General features: G+C 42.1%; 11 protein-coding genes. 4 read left to right on the plus strand and 7 right to left on the minus strand.

The genetic code is table 11. The features are described from left to right. Positions 1-128: 128 nt before the first annotated feature. Both QWZ17_RS01200 and leuS read right to left on the minus strand, forming a co-directional pair. Positions 129-1,073, minus strand: coding sequence for an acyltransferase family protein (locus tag QWZ17_RS01200; protein ID WP_290303013.1), 945 nt, complete (start codon positions 1,071-1,073; stop codon positions 129-131). Between the two features lie 124 nt (positions 1,074-1,197). Then, a complete protein-coding gene (gene leuS, locus QWZ17_RS01205) occupies positions 1,198-3,999 on the minus strand; it encodes a leucine--tRNA ligase (protein ID WP_290303014.1) in 2,802 nt (933 codons plus the stop codon). Positions 4,000-4,335: 336 nt separating this feature from the next. Here leuS and QWZ17_RS01210 point away from each other — a divergent pair, with 336 nt between their 5' ends. The 4 genes from QWZ17_RS01210 (at position 4,336) to QWZ17_RS01225 (ending at position 8,287) form a co-directional block, all read left to right on the plus strand. Then, positions 4,336-4,686: a hypothetical protein gene (locus QWZ17_RS01210; protein WP_290303015.1), complete on the plus strand. Its 351-nt coding sequence runs from the start codon at positions 4,336-4,338 to the stop codon at positions 4,684-4,686. Next, a complete protein-coding gene (locus tag QWZ17_RS01215; protein WP_290303016.1) occupies positions 4,652-5,131 on the plus strand; it encodes a hypothetical protein in 480 nt (159 codons plus the stop codon). Before QWZ17_RS01210 ends, QWZ17_RS01215 begins: the two co-directional genes overlap by 35 nt. A gap of 270 nt (positions 5,132-5,401) precedes the next feature. After that, the gene (locus tag QWZ17_RS01220) at positions 5,402-6,184 is read left to right on the plus strand and encodes a hypothetical protein (protein ID WP_290303017.1); all 783 of its coding nucleotides are present in this window, start codon (positions 5,402-5,404) and stop codon (positions 6,182-6,184) included. A 345-nt stretch (positions 6,185-6,529) separates the two neighbouring features. Then, entirely contained in the window at positions 6,530-8,287 is a 1,758-nt protein-coding gene (locus QWZ17_RS01225; protein WP_290303018.1) for a DUF885 domain-containing protein, read from the plus strand. A gap of 159 nt (positions 8,288-8,446) precedes the next feature. Here QWZ17_RS01225 and QWZ17_RS01230 read toward each other — a convergent pair whose 3' ends face one another. From QWZ17_RS01230 to QWZ17_RS01250, 5 genes are all read right to left on the minus strand, one after another. Next, positions 8,447-8,569: a hypothetical protein gene (locus QWZ17_RS01230; RefSeq protein ID WP_290303019.1), complete on the minus strand. Its 123-nt coding sequence runs from the start codon at positions 8,567-8,569 to the stop codon at positions 8,447-8,449. Positions 8,570-8,994: 425 nt separating this feature from the next. Then, positions 8,995-9,204, minus strand: a complete 210-nt coding sequence (locus QWZ17_RS01235; protein ID WP_290303020.1) for a cysteine-rich CWC family protein — start codon at positions 9,202-9,204, stop codon at positions 8,995-8,997. A gap of 179 nt (positions 9,205-9,383) precedes the next feature. Beyond that, entirely contained in the window at positions 9,384-11,756 is a 2,373-nt protein-coding gene (locus QWZ17_RS01240; protein ID WP_290303021.1) for a ribonucleoside-diphosphate reductase subunit alpha, read from the minus strand. Between the two features lie 242 nt (positions 11,757-11,998). Further along, positions 11,999-12,973 (minus strand): ribonucleoside-diphosphate reductase small subunit, encoded by a 975-nt coding sequence (locus QWZ17_RS01245; RefSeq protein WP_290303022.1) that lies wholly within the window; start codon positions 12,971-12,973, stop codon positions 11,999-12,001. 573 nt (positions 12,974-13,546) lie between these two features. Continuing rightward, the gene (locus QWZ17_RS01250; RefSeq protein ID WP_290303023.1) at positions 13,547-13,918 is read right to left on the minus strand and encodes a methionine-R-sulfoxide reductase; all 372 of its coding nucleotides are present in this window, start codon (positions 13,916-13,918) and stop codon (positions 13,547-13,549) included. Positions 13,919-13,978 lie beyond the last annotated feature (60 nt).

Below are 13,978 nucleotides of genomic sequence, written 5' to 3' on the forward strand. Positions count from 1 at the left end.
TATTTTGGTAATTGGAGGCGAAAATAGTTTAAATGTTACACGGCAAAACCTTATTTTTTTGATAAAGTATCAATTGTCATGTACATGTTACACTATGATGATAATTAAGCAATGGCTATTTAGAATGACTATTGATAGCTCAATTTTTGAGAAAATTTGAGGCACGGCTCCTCTATTAGTTTATAAAATACCCATGCAAATAAAATGCTTAAAGCAAAACCGGTTACATAGGCTATTCCGTTAAACAATAACGCTTTGGGCAGTAACCTACCCAACCATACCACAGTATTGGCACCAATCATATCATGGGTAAGGTATAATGAGAATGAAATTTTTGAAAAAAAACTCACTATTGGTCTTTTTTTTAATGGCAGTAACAACAATACTAAAGCCAATAAAGCTATTGCGGTTTGCAGTATCCCTAAGCTGTAAATGCCACACACTATTATTATTATACCGGGTATTAAAACGGATTGAAGGCTTTTAGCCTTTGCTATGTACAAATAATATAATATGCCCAATGCAAAAGCAGGAAAACAAACAATCAGCGTTACTATAGGCAACTTAATTAATAAAGCGCATACACTTAGGAGAGCAAGAACCCATTGCCCCCATTTGCCTGTAAAAAGCGGAAAGCAAAAAGCTACGAACAAATAAAATTGGAATTCGATACCCAAGGTCCAATACACAGGACTAAGGTAGGGTTGCGCTAAAAAAACATTCAGGTAAGCAACATGACAAACCGCGTTAAGCCAATCGGGATGGTAATGATCTATCCAGAAAAAGTTGATGATAATGGCCAGTATAATCGAGGTGATATAAGGAGGTTCAATGCGGATAATTCTTTTGAGGATAAACTTACCACTTAACCGCCAGGTATAATTTTGCGGGATAGCCCAGCAAATAATAAAACCGGATAAAAGGAAAAACATATAAACACCCAGCCAGCCATATTTTATAACAGGCAAAACCTTACCGCCCAAATGAAACAAAGCCACCGCGAGCGAAGCTATCGCCCGGATATAATCAACCTGGTGGATGTGTTTTTTTTGCCTTGTAGCGGATGCAGTCATGTATACCGGCGTTATGTTTCCGGCTGGTGGTAAGATAATGAAAATATAGGGTGATTATAAAAGAGCGGAAAGACTTACGAAGTTTTTGAAACTTCGTAAGTCTGGTATCTAAAGTGTGATGATCTTAAATCACCATATTTACAATCCGGCCCTTAACAACGATAACCTTTTTAGGGGTTTTACCGTCAAGGTATTTCTGCACGTCGGCGTTGGCTAAAACTGTTGCTTCAATATCTTTTACATCAAGGCTCAATGAAATGTTAAGATTCATTTTCATTTTACCGTTGATGCTGATAGGGTAAGCAAACTCGTCCTCAACCAAATAAGCAGCGTTAAATTTAGGGAACGGCGCATATGATAAAGTACCCGCCGGGTTACCCAGCAAAGTCCACAATTCTTCACAAATGTGTGGGGCGTATGATGATAAAATGATCACCATATCTTGCAAAACGGCGCGGTTGTTCGATTTCAGATCGGTTAATTCATTTACCGCGATCATGAAGCTGGATACTGAAGTATTGAACGAGAAGCGCTCAATATCTTCTTCCACCTTGCGGATAATCTTATGTAAAGATTTCAACTCCGCTTTTGAAGGTTCGGCATCTGATACACCAAACTCCCAGGCATCGTTGTGGAACAACCTCCAGAATTTACGCAGAAATTTAAACACGCCCTCAATGCCATTGGTATTCCAGGGTTTACTTTGTTCCAGCGGACCAAGGAACATTTCGTACATGCGCAAAGTATCGGCACCATAACGTTGCGCTATATCATCGGGATTTACAACGTTGTAATAACGTTTTGACATTTTTTCAACCTCAACGCCACAGATGTATTTGCCGTTCTCTAAAATAAATTCAGCATCTGCAAATTCAGGCCGCCATTGTTTGAATTTGGCAAGATTTAATACTTCGTTTTCTACAATGTTTACATCAACATGCAATGGCGAAGTTTTATGTTCTTTGATCAGACCATGAGATACAAAAGTATTAGTACCACGACCTTCTTCATCTACCAAACGATAAACAAAGTTGCTACGCCCCTGAATCATCCCCTGGTTAATCAGTTTTTTGAAAGGTTCTTCTTCTCCTACTTTACCAATATCCTTCAAAAACTTATTCCAAAAGCGGCTGTATAACAAGTGCCCGGTAGCATGCTCAGATCCGCCGATGTACAAATCCACATCCTTCCAGTAAGCGATAGCCTCTGGCGATGCAAATTCTTTATCGTTTTGGGCATCCATGTAGCGATACCAATACCAACTTGAACCTGCCCAACCAGGCATGGTGCTTAATTCATAGTCGCCTTCGGCGTGCTTCCAACCTTCGGCTCTTGCAAGAGGTGGTTCTCCGCTTTCGGTTGGTAAGTATTTATCAACCTCGGGCAATAACAATGGCAAATGATCCTCTTCAATTAAATAAGGCAAACCATCTTTAAAGTAAACCGGCACCGGTTCGCCCCAGTAGCGCTGGCGACCGAATATGGCATCGCGCATCCTGAAGTTTATTTTGGCTTTGCCTGCGCCTACTGCCTCTAATTTGGCAATAACGGCAGCAGTACCGGCTTTATAATCCAACCCGTTCATAAATTCCGAGTTGATATAGGTGCCTTCCTTGGTTGGGTCGGCTTCGGTATCAATTTTTTGAATATCGATGATAGGTACTATCGGCAAATTGAAATGCTTGGCAAACAAATAATCGCGCTGATCGCCCGATGGTACCGCCATTACCGCGCCTGTGCCGTAACCGGCCAGTACGTAATCGGCAATCCAGATAGGGATTTGCTGACCATTAAGCGGATTTAACACATAACTGCCGGTAAACGCGCCCGATACGGTTTTGGCGTCAGCCATCCTATCCAACTCCGATTTCTTTTTGGTAACTGCTATGTACGCGTCAATATCAGCCTTTTGCTCCGGCGTAGTCAACGAAGCTACCAGCTCATGCTCGGGCGCTATCACCAAAAACGTAACACCGAAGATGGTATCAACGCGGGTTGTGAAAACCTCTATATAGTCAGTGGTGAGTGGTGAGTGGTGAGTAGTTTTGTCTATTGGAAAACGAACAGACGCGCCGGTGCTTTTGCCTATCCAGTTGCGCTGCATTTCTTTTAGTGGCTCGGGCCAGTCAATAGTGTCGAGGCCTTGTAACAGGCGCTCGGCGTAGGCGGTGATGCGCATGCTCCACTGCATCATCTTTTTTTGCTCAACAGGGTAACCGCCGCGCTCGCTAAAACCGTCTTTCACCTCGTCGTTTGCCAATACGGTACCTAAGGCGGGGCACCAGTTTACGGTGCTTTCGCGCAGGTAGGTAAGGCGGTATTTTAAAAGTTCTACCTGTTGTTCCTGGTTGCTCAACGCTTTCCATTCACCGGCGGTAAAAGTCAATATATCTTCGTCACAAACAGCGTTGATTCCTGCCGATCCGTTTTGTTCAAAATGGGCTACCAGGCTGGCAATGCTTTCGGCTTTATCGGCATCTTTATTATACCAGCTGTTAAACAGTTGCATAAAGATCCACTGCGTCCATTTATAATAATCGGGCGAGCTGGTGCGTACTTCGCGACTCCAGTCAAACGAAAAACCAATCTGATCTAACTGCCGGCGGTAGGTAGCGATGTTATCCTCGGTAGTTACCGCGGGGTGCTGCCCGGTTTGTATGGCATACTGCTCGGCCGGTAAGCCAAAACTATCATACCCCATTGGGTGCAACACGTTAAAACCTTTTAAGCGTTTATAACGGGCAAAAATATCAGAAGCGATATAGCCCAGCGGATGGCCCACGTGCAAGCCCGCCCCCGATGGGTAAGGGAACATATCCAGCACGTAATACTTGGGTTTGTTGCTTTTATCCTCGGCTTTAAACGTTCCGTTTACGGCCCAAAACTGCTGCCATTTTTGCTCTATATCTTTAAATTGATAGTCCATATTGGTATTTACAGGTATAAGGTTGCGAAATTAAGAAAATCCCTATTAGTATGGTAGTTTATTGGCGATTAGTTGTGTGGTGCGGGGTATATGGTGCGGGGAGCGGGTTGCAGGGTGCGGGTAAAAGGTTTAAGTGTACCGCAGCACAGAGAAGACGGATAAACCGACAAAGCTCGCTTCCAAAATACAGCTCCCCGAACCTCGCAACCCGAACCTCGAACCAAAATTTAGCTCCCCGAACCTCGAACCCGACACCCCGCACTTAAAATTCTCCCAACTTATTTTTTTATTATACGTATATAAGGTAGTTTTATATAAAATTTTAAGCCTTAAATAATGAAACACAACTACAAAATTATCATGATAGCCCTTGCGGGCGCTGTACTTACCTACGCGGGTTGCAGTAAGTTAAAAGATGATGGCAGTACGCCAAATACCAGCACCGTAAGCACCACAGTTGTAAATACGCAAATGGCTTCAACGCTTAGCGAAGCGCTTTACGGCGCGGAGGGAGGCTTCAGCATTTCTGACGGGCTTGATTATCCGTCAAACGTGGACTTTAAAGCGAAAGGAAAAGTAAGGGTTGAATCATTACGAAAATTTGGTTGCGGATTTAAAATTGACACCACGTTTTCGGCAAGTTTGGGCAGTAGTGATACTTCAAAATTGGATATGGGAAAAAATTAACTACCAAGTAGCCTGTACCAGCGATAAAATATCAAGCGTAAGCATTGCCGATAGCTTAAACCTTACCATAGTTGGCAGCGGCAATAACATTACCGAAAAATACGGCAAAAACTTTTTGTTAAAAAGTTTAAATCCTGGGGTAAGCAATACCAAACTTCAATTGGATGGAAAGTTAAACCTATCGGTTAAAGGCACTTATAAAGAAGGCACCGCCACAAAGGCAATTGACGCCACATTTAACTTCAATCTATCTACCCTGGTTATCGATCGCTCAAAAGATGCCGACATTATTAGCGGTTCTGCAACATTTTCAACAAAGGGAACTTATGATAAAGGCACCTGGAACTACGCTGGCAAAATTGATTTCCTTGGCGATCATAAAGCCAAAATTACCATCAATGGCCAGGTAACTACCATAAACGTAAGGACAGGCAGGCTTTTATAGTAACCTGCCAGCATTAAAAAATCCCCGTTATTGATAAAGTAACGGGGATTTTTTATTTGCCTGTATCGGTAAATATTTCCCCATTAGTGTAGAAAAATATCCCCTAATTTTGAGGTCTCAATCATCAGTTTGTTAATTTATAATTAACCTTAAATTAAATATCCTTTTTGTTTAAGGTGTAAATTATACTTGTTTTAAAACATTCTGTATGTGGTATGCTTGTTGCCCATTTCGGTTACCAAATAAATTCAAATCTTATCTATTAAAACTATGAAGCTAAATTTACGCGCCGCATTACCATTACTTATGGGCGTTGCCATTTCTTATTCCGCTTGTAAAAAAACCGAAAACAAACCACAATCAACCACAACCGACAATGCCGCAGTAAGCCAGGCAAGTGCTGCCATTGGTAAAAACCTTGCACAATCATTAGTTGGCGCATTTGGCGGTGCCAGCATTAAAGATGGTGTTAACCCATCAACAACATTTAAAGCAGCTTCAAAAACTAAAGTTCAAAGTACAGACGTAGGTTGCGGTTTTTATACTGATAACAGCTTAAACCTTGTTTGGAACCAGGGCGATACCTTAAAAGCTACCAAAACCGGTGGTTACAGCTATTATTTTGTGTGTAATGGTGCAGCTACCATTGGTTACAACCTGGTAGATTCCATCAAAACTGTTGGCAGCGGTCCTGGTTATTCTTTTGTGTATAACACCGTTCAAAAATATACTGTGCGCGGTTTAAATACCAACAACTCAAACTTTTCATTAAACGGCACCATGCAGGCCAATGCCGATAACAACTACACTAAACCAGTATCTGCTACATCGGTACATGTTACATACACCTTTACAAATTTGTATGTACACGGCGATGACAACTTTGATATTACCAGCGGCAACGCAACTTTTGTATCAAAAGGTTCATTTAACGGTGGCGGCTGGGAGTACAGTGGCACATTACGCTTTTTGGGTAACCACAAAGCTCAAATGGTTTTCTTAAACCACGAATACCTTGTTGACCTTACAACCGGTGCTACTACACCTAACTAATAAACGCTTTTCATAATAAATTAAAGTAGAGCTCTTCTCGTTTTCGGGGAGGGCTTTTTTGTTTTGGTCATTGGTCATTGGTCATTGGTCATTGGTCATTGGTCATTGGTCATTGGTCATTGGTCATTGGTCATTGGTCATTGGTCATTAAAGCAAGGCAATTCGGCTGATGTTGTTTTAAAATTCTCAAATAAAAACTAATGACTAATGACAAGCGAAGCGACAATGACCAATGATAGCGAAGCGCAATGACTATTTTTTTTAGCTTATTTTATTTTTGTTGATTGAATAGCGGGCTATTTTCAACTTTGATTTTGTTAACTTAGGTTTTCCAATCTCAATCAAATGAAAAAAATATCCTTGCTGTTTATTCCACTTTGTATCCTTGTTAGCTGTAAACCCAAACCGGCCAACGACGCAGGTACACTTTCTGGTGATGCCGCTTTTCAAAAGCTGGCCGATGAGTATATTGACGGCTACCTGGCCTGGCGACCGGCCAATGGTGTTGCCTTAGGCTATCACCAGTACGATGGTAAGGTTACGGATATCAGCAAGGCGTCATTAGATAAGGAGCTTGCCCGTTTAAAAGATTATGACACCAAACTCACCGCGGCTGATACTGCTTCATTTAGTCCGAAAACGTTTTATGATTTCAGGATTTTGCGGTCGGCAGTTAAGCAGGAAATCTGGACGTTTGAGGACATGGGAACTTATACTAAAAATCCCATGACTTATGCCGGTGCTGTTGATGTGAGCATCTATATCAAAAGAAACTTCGCGCCGATAGAGGATCGCGTAAAATCCATCATCGCTATTGAAAAACTGGCACCTCAATTAATGGCCGATGCCAAAAAGAATTTGAACGACACGCTGGCCAAACCTTATGTAGAAACCGCGATTCAGATAGCGCAAGGCTCTGCAGACTTTTTAGGTGGCGACCTGAAGGTTGCGCTTAAAGATGTAAAGAACGATACCCTGATGAAAACGTTCAATACCGTAAATGACGCCGCCATTGCCGCTGTTAAAGATTTTGCCGCTTACCTGCAAAAAGATAAATTACCCAAAGCCAACAACAAATACGCCATAGGCACTGCTAACTATCAGAAAATGCTGTTGTATAGCGAGGGCATTAAGCTATCGCCGGATAAAGTATTGCAGATCGGTTTAGCAGAGCTGAAAAAAGAACAGGGGTCTTTTAACGCTGCCGCTCATATCATCAACCCCAACAAAAAACCGGTTGATGTATACCACGATTTGCAAAAAGACCATCCCACTGCAGAAAGCCTGATCCCGGATGCTAAGAAGACATTGGAACAGATCCGCCAGTTTTTGATTGACAAAAGCATTGTAACCATGCCATCAGAAGTGCGGGTTAAGGTAGAAGAAACTCCGCAATATGCCCGTGCTACAGGCACCGCCTCGATGGATACGCCTGGTCCGTTTGAAACAAAGGCTACCGAAGCCTATTATTACATTACACCTGTCGATCCAAAATGGACCGCCCAGCAAAAAGAAGACTGGTTAAAACAGTTTGATTTTTATACTACCGATAACGTGAGCATCCACGAAGCTTACCCTGGTCATTACACCCAGTTTTTACATTTAAACGCGTCATCGGCAACCCGCCTTGAAAAGATATTTGGTAGCTATGCCTACGTAGAAGGCTGGGCACATTACTGCGAAAAAATGATGACCGACGCGGGTTACGGCAATACCGGCGATGGCGTGAAAGCTGCCAAATACCGCCTGGCACAATCGGGCGATGCTTTACTAAGACTTTGCCGCCTTTGCGTATCTATCAAAACCCATACGCAGGGGATGAATGTAGATGATGCCACCAAATTTTTTATGGCCAACTGGTACCAGGGCGATAAACCATCGCGCCAGGAAGCGTTGCGCGGTACTTTTGATCCGGGCTACTTGTTTTATACCATAGGCAAACTGGAAATTCTGAAACTACGTGAGGATTACAAAAAACAGGAAGGCACCAACTACTCACTCAAAAAATTCAACGACGAAGTACTTGATCACGGCATGCCCCAGATAGGTATGCTGCGCGAAATTATGCTGAAGGATAAAAGTATTTGGGGAGATGTGTTGTAAGTTGGTTGATTGAGTTGGATTAGGTCGATTAAGTTAGAGTGAGTTGATTAGGTTGGACCAAGGACGCTCAACTCTAAGGACAATATGTGTAGATGATATTAAAAAAGGCTTACCGGGATTTAAAATTCGCTAAGCCTTTTTCATTTATGCTGTTTTTATTTATGGTGCAGCCGGTTTTGGCGGCGGTGGCGGATGTGGCATATTACGCGGTGGCGCGCAGCTGGTGGTTAATGTGGCAACCGTGGCTATAAGCAACAGTATGCCGGTAATTCGTTTTTTCATGGTGATGTTTTTATTATATAATAATTGCAAGCCGCGAATTGTTTTAGCCGATTGGTTTTCAATGAGCAATATTCTCAGCTGTTCAGCTGTCCGAAGTCAGAGACTTTGAACAACGCAAGACAACGAGGAGTTTTGAACATTGAGGAAAATCGATTTAAAGTCGTGCTGAACTTGTTTCAGCATCCCACCGGACAGATATCCCGCTTGAGTCTATACCCTACTCCGTTTTGGGTGCCGGTGTTGGGTTAGGTAAATTACGTGGCGTGCCACAGCTTGTTGCCAGCATAGCAACCAGGGCCGCCAACAATACTATTCTTGTAAACTTTTTTGTCATAAGTAGAATGTTTACAGGTTAATATAAACGGGCGGGAATTGTTTTAAAAGCAGAGAATTTAGACGAATTAAGAGTGAGTCAAATGAAAAAATTATTCAATCCCCATTCCAACCCTGTATTCCTGCTGAACAATCAACAAACAATTGGCGCACAGGCAGCCTTCGTAAAGCTCGCTCACGTATTGCACCTCATTTATGGTAAGCTGCACGGTACTGCACTGGCATTTGGTGAATGAATTGGCTTTACATTCAAAAGGGGCCTCACAGCGTTCGCAACGGATGATTTCGTGTTTTGGGTGCATTTTTATTAGTCCGGAAGTCGGGAAAGTCCGCAAAGTCCGAAAGTTGATTTCGCCAAAGGTCGACAAGTTTGCCGGCAAATAAAAGCTTTGCAAATCATTATAATGTAAAAGGCCGGTAGCTATTAAACTACCGACCTTCTTTATCTTTCGGACTTTCCGACTTCTTTACTTTCGGACTATTATGCTGAACAGGTAACGCAACCTTCTTCCATTGAGCAGCTCGGGCCTTCTGGTACGCTGTCAACAACCTGGTCTACATGGTCTGGAATAACCGGCTCCATATTTTTACCACCCTGGTTTTCAACAGTGAACTTAACAGCTTGTGAAGCGGCTTGAGTACGCAGGTAATACATACCTGTTTTTAAGCCTTTTTTCCATGCGTAGAAGTGCATTGAGGTTAATTTTGAAGCGTTTGGCGCGTTGATGAACAGGTTTAATGATTGTGATTGACAAACATATGCACCTCTATCGGCAGCCATATCAATGATGTTACGCATCTTAATTTCCCAAACTGTTTTGTACAGTTCTTTGATATCGGCAGGTATTTCGGCAATATCCTGGATAGATCCGTTCGCGCTGATGATCTTATCTTTCATTGCAGGGGTCCATAAGCCAAGGTTAACCAAATCGCGCAGTAAGTATTTGTTTACTACAATGAACTCGCCACTTAATACACGGCGGGTGTAAATGTTTGAGGTATATGGCTCAAAACACTCATTGTTACCCAAAATTTGCGAAGTTGAAGCGGTTGGCATTGGCGCAACTAATAATGAGTTACGTACACCATGGTTCATTACGTCTAAACGAAGGTTTTCCCAATCCCAACGGGTGCTGGCCGGCGATACATTCCATAAATCAAACTGGAATTTACCTTTTGATAATGGCGAACCTTTGAAGGTTTCGTAAGCGCCATCTTTAATAGCCAGGTCTTTTGAAGCTGTCATAGCTGCAAAGTAGATGGTTTCAAAGATCTCTTTGTTCAGTTGTTTAGCTTCATCGCTTTCAAACGGCATACGCAGCTGGATGAAAGTATCGGCCAAACCTTGTACACCTAAACCAATAGGGCGATGACGCAAGTTTGAATACTCGGCCTCTTTAACCGGGTAATAATTATGATCGATGATCTTATTGAGGTTTAAAGTAGCCTGGTAAGTAACATCGTATAATTTGTTATGGTCAAATGTGCCATTGATGATGTAGCGTGGCAATGCTAATGAAGCCAGGTTACAAACCGCAACTTCGTTTGCATCGGTGTACTCCATAATTTCGGTACAAAGGTTTGAGCTTTTAATAGTACCTAAATTTTGCTGGTTTGATTTGCTGTTGGCAGCATCTTTATACAACAGGTATGGTGTACCGGTTTCTACCTGGGCATCTAACACAGCAAACCAAAGTTCCTGCGCTTTAATAACACGGCGGGCACGGCCTTCTTTTTCGTAACGGGTGTATAGTTCAACAAACTCTTCGCCAAAGCAATCGGCCAGGCCTGGTGCTTCGTGCGGGCAAAATAAACTCCACTCTTCGTTAGCTTCAACGCGTTGCATGAACAAGTCAGATACCCAAAGGGCATAAAACAAATCGCGGGCACGCATTTCTTCTTTACCGTGGTTTTTACGCAGATCTAAAAATTCAAAGATATCTGCATGCCAAGGCTCTAAATAAATAGCGAAAGCACCTTTACGTTTGCCACCACCCTGATCAACATAACGGGCAGTATCATTAAACACACGCAGCATTGGGATAATACCGTTGCTGGTACCGTTTGTGCCGCTGATGTACGAACCTGTAGCACGCACATTGTGGATGCTTAGGCCAATACCACCTGCGCTTTGCGAAATTTTGGCGGTTTGTTTTAAAGTATCGTAAATACCATCAATGCTATCATCTTTCATGGTTAACAAAAAGCATGACGACATTTGTGGTTTTGGAGTACCTGCATTAAATAATGTAGGCGTAGCATGTGTAAACCAACGCTCGCTCATTAAGTGGTAAGTTTTGATAGCGCTTTCAATATCCTCTTTGTGTATACCAACAGATACACGCATAAACAGGTGCTGAGGGCGCTCGGCTATTTTACCGTTAATTTTTAAAAGGTATGATTTTTCGAGGGTTTTAAAGCCGAAGTAATCAAAACCAAAATCGCGGTCATAAATAATACTGCTGTCTAAAAGTTCGGCGTTTTTCTGGATCACTTCCCAAACGTCATCGGCAATAAGCGAGGCTTCTTTACCTGTTTTAGGGTCGATGTACTCATGCAGCAAACGCATGGTTTCAGAGAACGATTTGATGGTGTTTTTGTGCAGGTTTGATACAGCTATACGTGAAGCCAACAAAGCATAATCCGGATGCTTGGTAGTTAAGGATGCTGCCGTTTCGGCTGCAAGGTTATCCAGTTCTGATGTGGTTACCCCATCAAACAACCCTTCAATTACTTTTTTTGCCACATCAATTGGATCAACCAATTGGAATCCATAGCACAGTTTTTCAATACGTGCCGTGATCTTGTCGAATTTTACCGACTCTTTTCTTCCGTCTCTTTTTACTACAAGCATGTTTGTTGGTATTTAGTAGTTAGTATCAAGCAGCAAAACCTGAAACTAACCCGTGGATATATATATGTTAACTAATTCTTTTTTTGTATCAAGTAGTTAGTATCAAGTATCAAGACCTTCTATTACCACTTGGTGTGATGTTTTTTCTTTTATTTATGGTAGTCGTATCTATAGTTTTCCAATCCCCGCGTTCTCCGGTCTTACTACTTGATACTTGCTACTTACTACTAAGAGCTACGCTCTTAAAAGTCCTCGTCTAAAGAAAATGCCTTGCTCTCTGAGGTGCTGTTCAGCACACCGCTTTTCTGATAGTCGCCTACGCGTTTTTCAAAAAAGTTGGTTTTACCTTGTAAAGAGATCATCTCCATAAAGTCGAACGGATTGCTTGCACCGTAGTGTTTTTCGTAGCCAAGCTCGCCTAACCATCTGTCGGCTACAAACTCAATGTACTGGCTCATCATTTTGGCGTTCATGCCAATCAGGTTAACCGGTAAGGCATCAGTCACAAATTCTTTTTCAATTTCAACCGCGTCTGTAATGATCTTGGTAACCGCTTCGGCGCTTAACCTGTTTTTTAACATTTTATATAATAAGCAAGCAAACTCGCAGTGTGAACCCTCGTCACGGGAAATCAGCTCATTGCTGAACGTTAATCCCGGCATCAGGCCGCGTTTTTTTAGCCAGAAGATAGAGCAGAAGCTACCCGAGAAGAAAATACCTTCAACAGCCGCAAAAGCCACCAAACGCTCGGCAAAGTTGCCGTTGTTTATCCAACGTAGTGCCCACTCCGCTTTTTTGGTTACGCATGGTATAGTATCAATAGCGTGGAAAAGACGATCCTTTTCGGCGGCATCTTTGATGTAGGTATCAATTAACAGGGCGTAGGTTTCAGAGTGGATGTTTTCCATCATGATCTGGAAACCGTAAAAGCAACGGGCCTCTGGCAATTGCACTTCGCTCATGAAATTCACGGCTAAATTTTCATTTACAATGCCATCGCTGGCAGCAAAGAAAGCCAGGATGTGCGAAATGAAATGCTTCTCGCCCGAATTAAGGTTTTCCCAATGCTTCATATCGTCCGAAAGATCGATCTCCTCGGCCGTCCAGAAACTGGCTTCGGCCTTTTTATACATCTCCCAAATAGCCGGATACTTAATAGGCAGTATCACAAACCTGTCCTTGTTCTCTTTCAGTAATATTTCGTCGTCCTGTATCATTGGTCCCTGTTTTTTTATCCTTACAATTATTACGTAGCGCCATCAGACACCAAAGCCGGCCTTATTAAAAAATAAAGCTTCCAAGTTGCTGTGATTAGCTCGACCAATCACAATTTTTAGTATGTAAATCTCTGACAGCTAAGTGTTTGCAGTATTGGATGATGAATGCATCCGGCTGTCTGTTGAATACCTTTTTATTACCTTGTAGAACAAAGTTAAGGTTTGAGTTGGTATGCTGTTAGTCTTAGTTTTTAACAAAGCCCCGAGTTATTAACACTTTGTCGCTTTATTTTTACAAATAGATAAAAGATTGAAAATTAATGAACTTGATTACAGCTAATTAAAAAAGATCCCCGAAATTCACCGTCTAAAAACTTGCCAAAAACAATAATTTAACATTATAAATTACTTGACTTAACACAGACAATTATTGCGAATAGCATAATACCCTAAGTAAGTGGCAATAAGAATCTCGAAATTGAACCCTGAAAGTAGTCCACAAAACCAAATGTGGAAAAACAAAATATCCCGAACGACTATCATCGCCCGGGATATTCCTGTAATGTTTAAGAATTATTTTACGTCGGCAGCCGATACGAATTTCATTGACACTGAATTTACACAATGACGTGTATTTTTGGGAGTAAGGTACTCGCCTTCAAAAACGTGACCCAAGTGGGCACCGCAGTTGGCGCATACAATTTCAACCCTGCGACCATCTGCATCGGGCACCCGTTTTACCGCGCCGGGAATCTCGTCGTCAAAACTTGGCCATCCGCAATGAGATTCAAATTTCGATTCGGAAGTGTACAGCGGCGTATCGCAGCGTTTACAAACGTATAAACCTTCGGCCTTGTTATTTAACAGCGCCCCGGTAAACGGGCGCTCGGTTCCTTTATGTAATATGATATATTCTTCTTCGGGCGTTAATTTGTTGTATTCCATTTTTAATTATTGAATTATTGATTGACTGAATTATTGAATGGGAAAACAGTCTGTTTTACT

It is taken from the genome of Mucilaginibacter flavus (assembly GCF_030409315.1).
GTDB classification, from domain to species: Bacteria; Bacteroidota; Bacteroidia; order Sphingobacteriales; family Sphingobacteriaceae; genus Mucilaginibacter; species Mucilaginibacter flavus.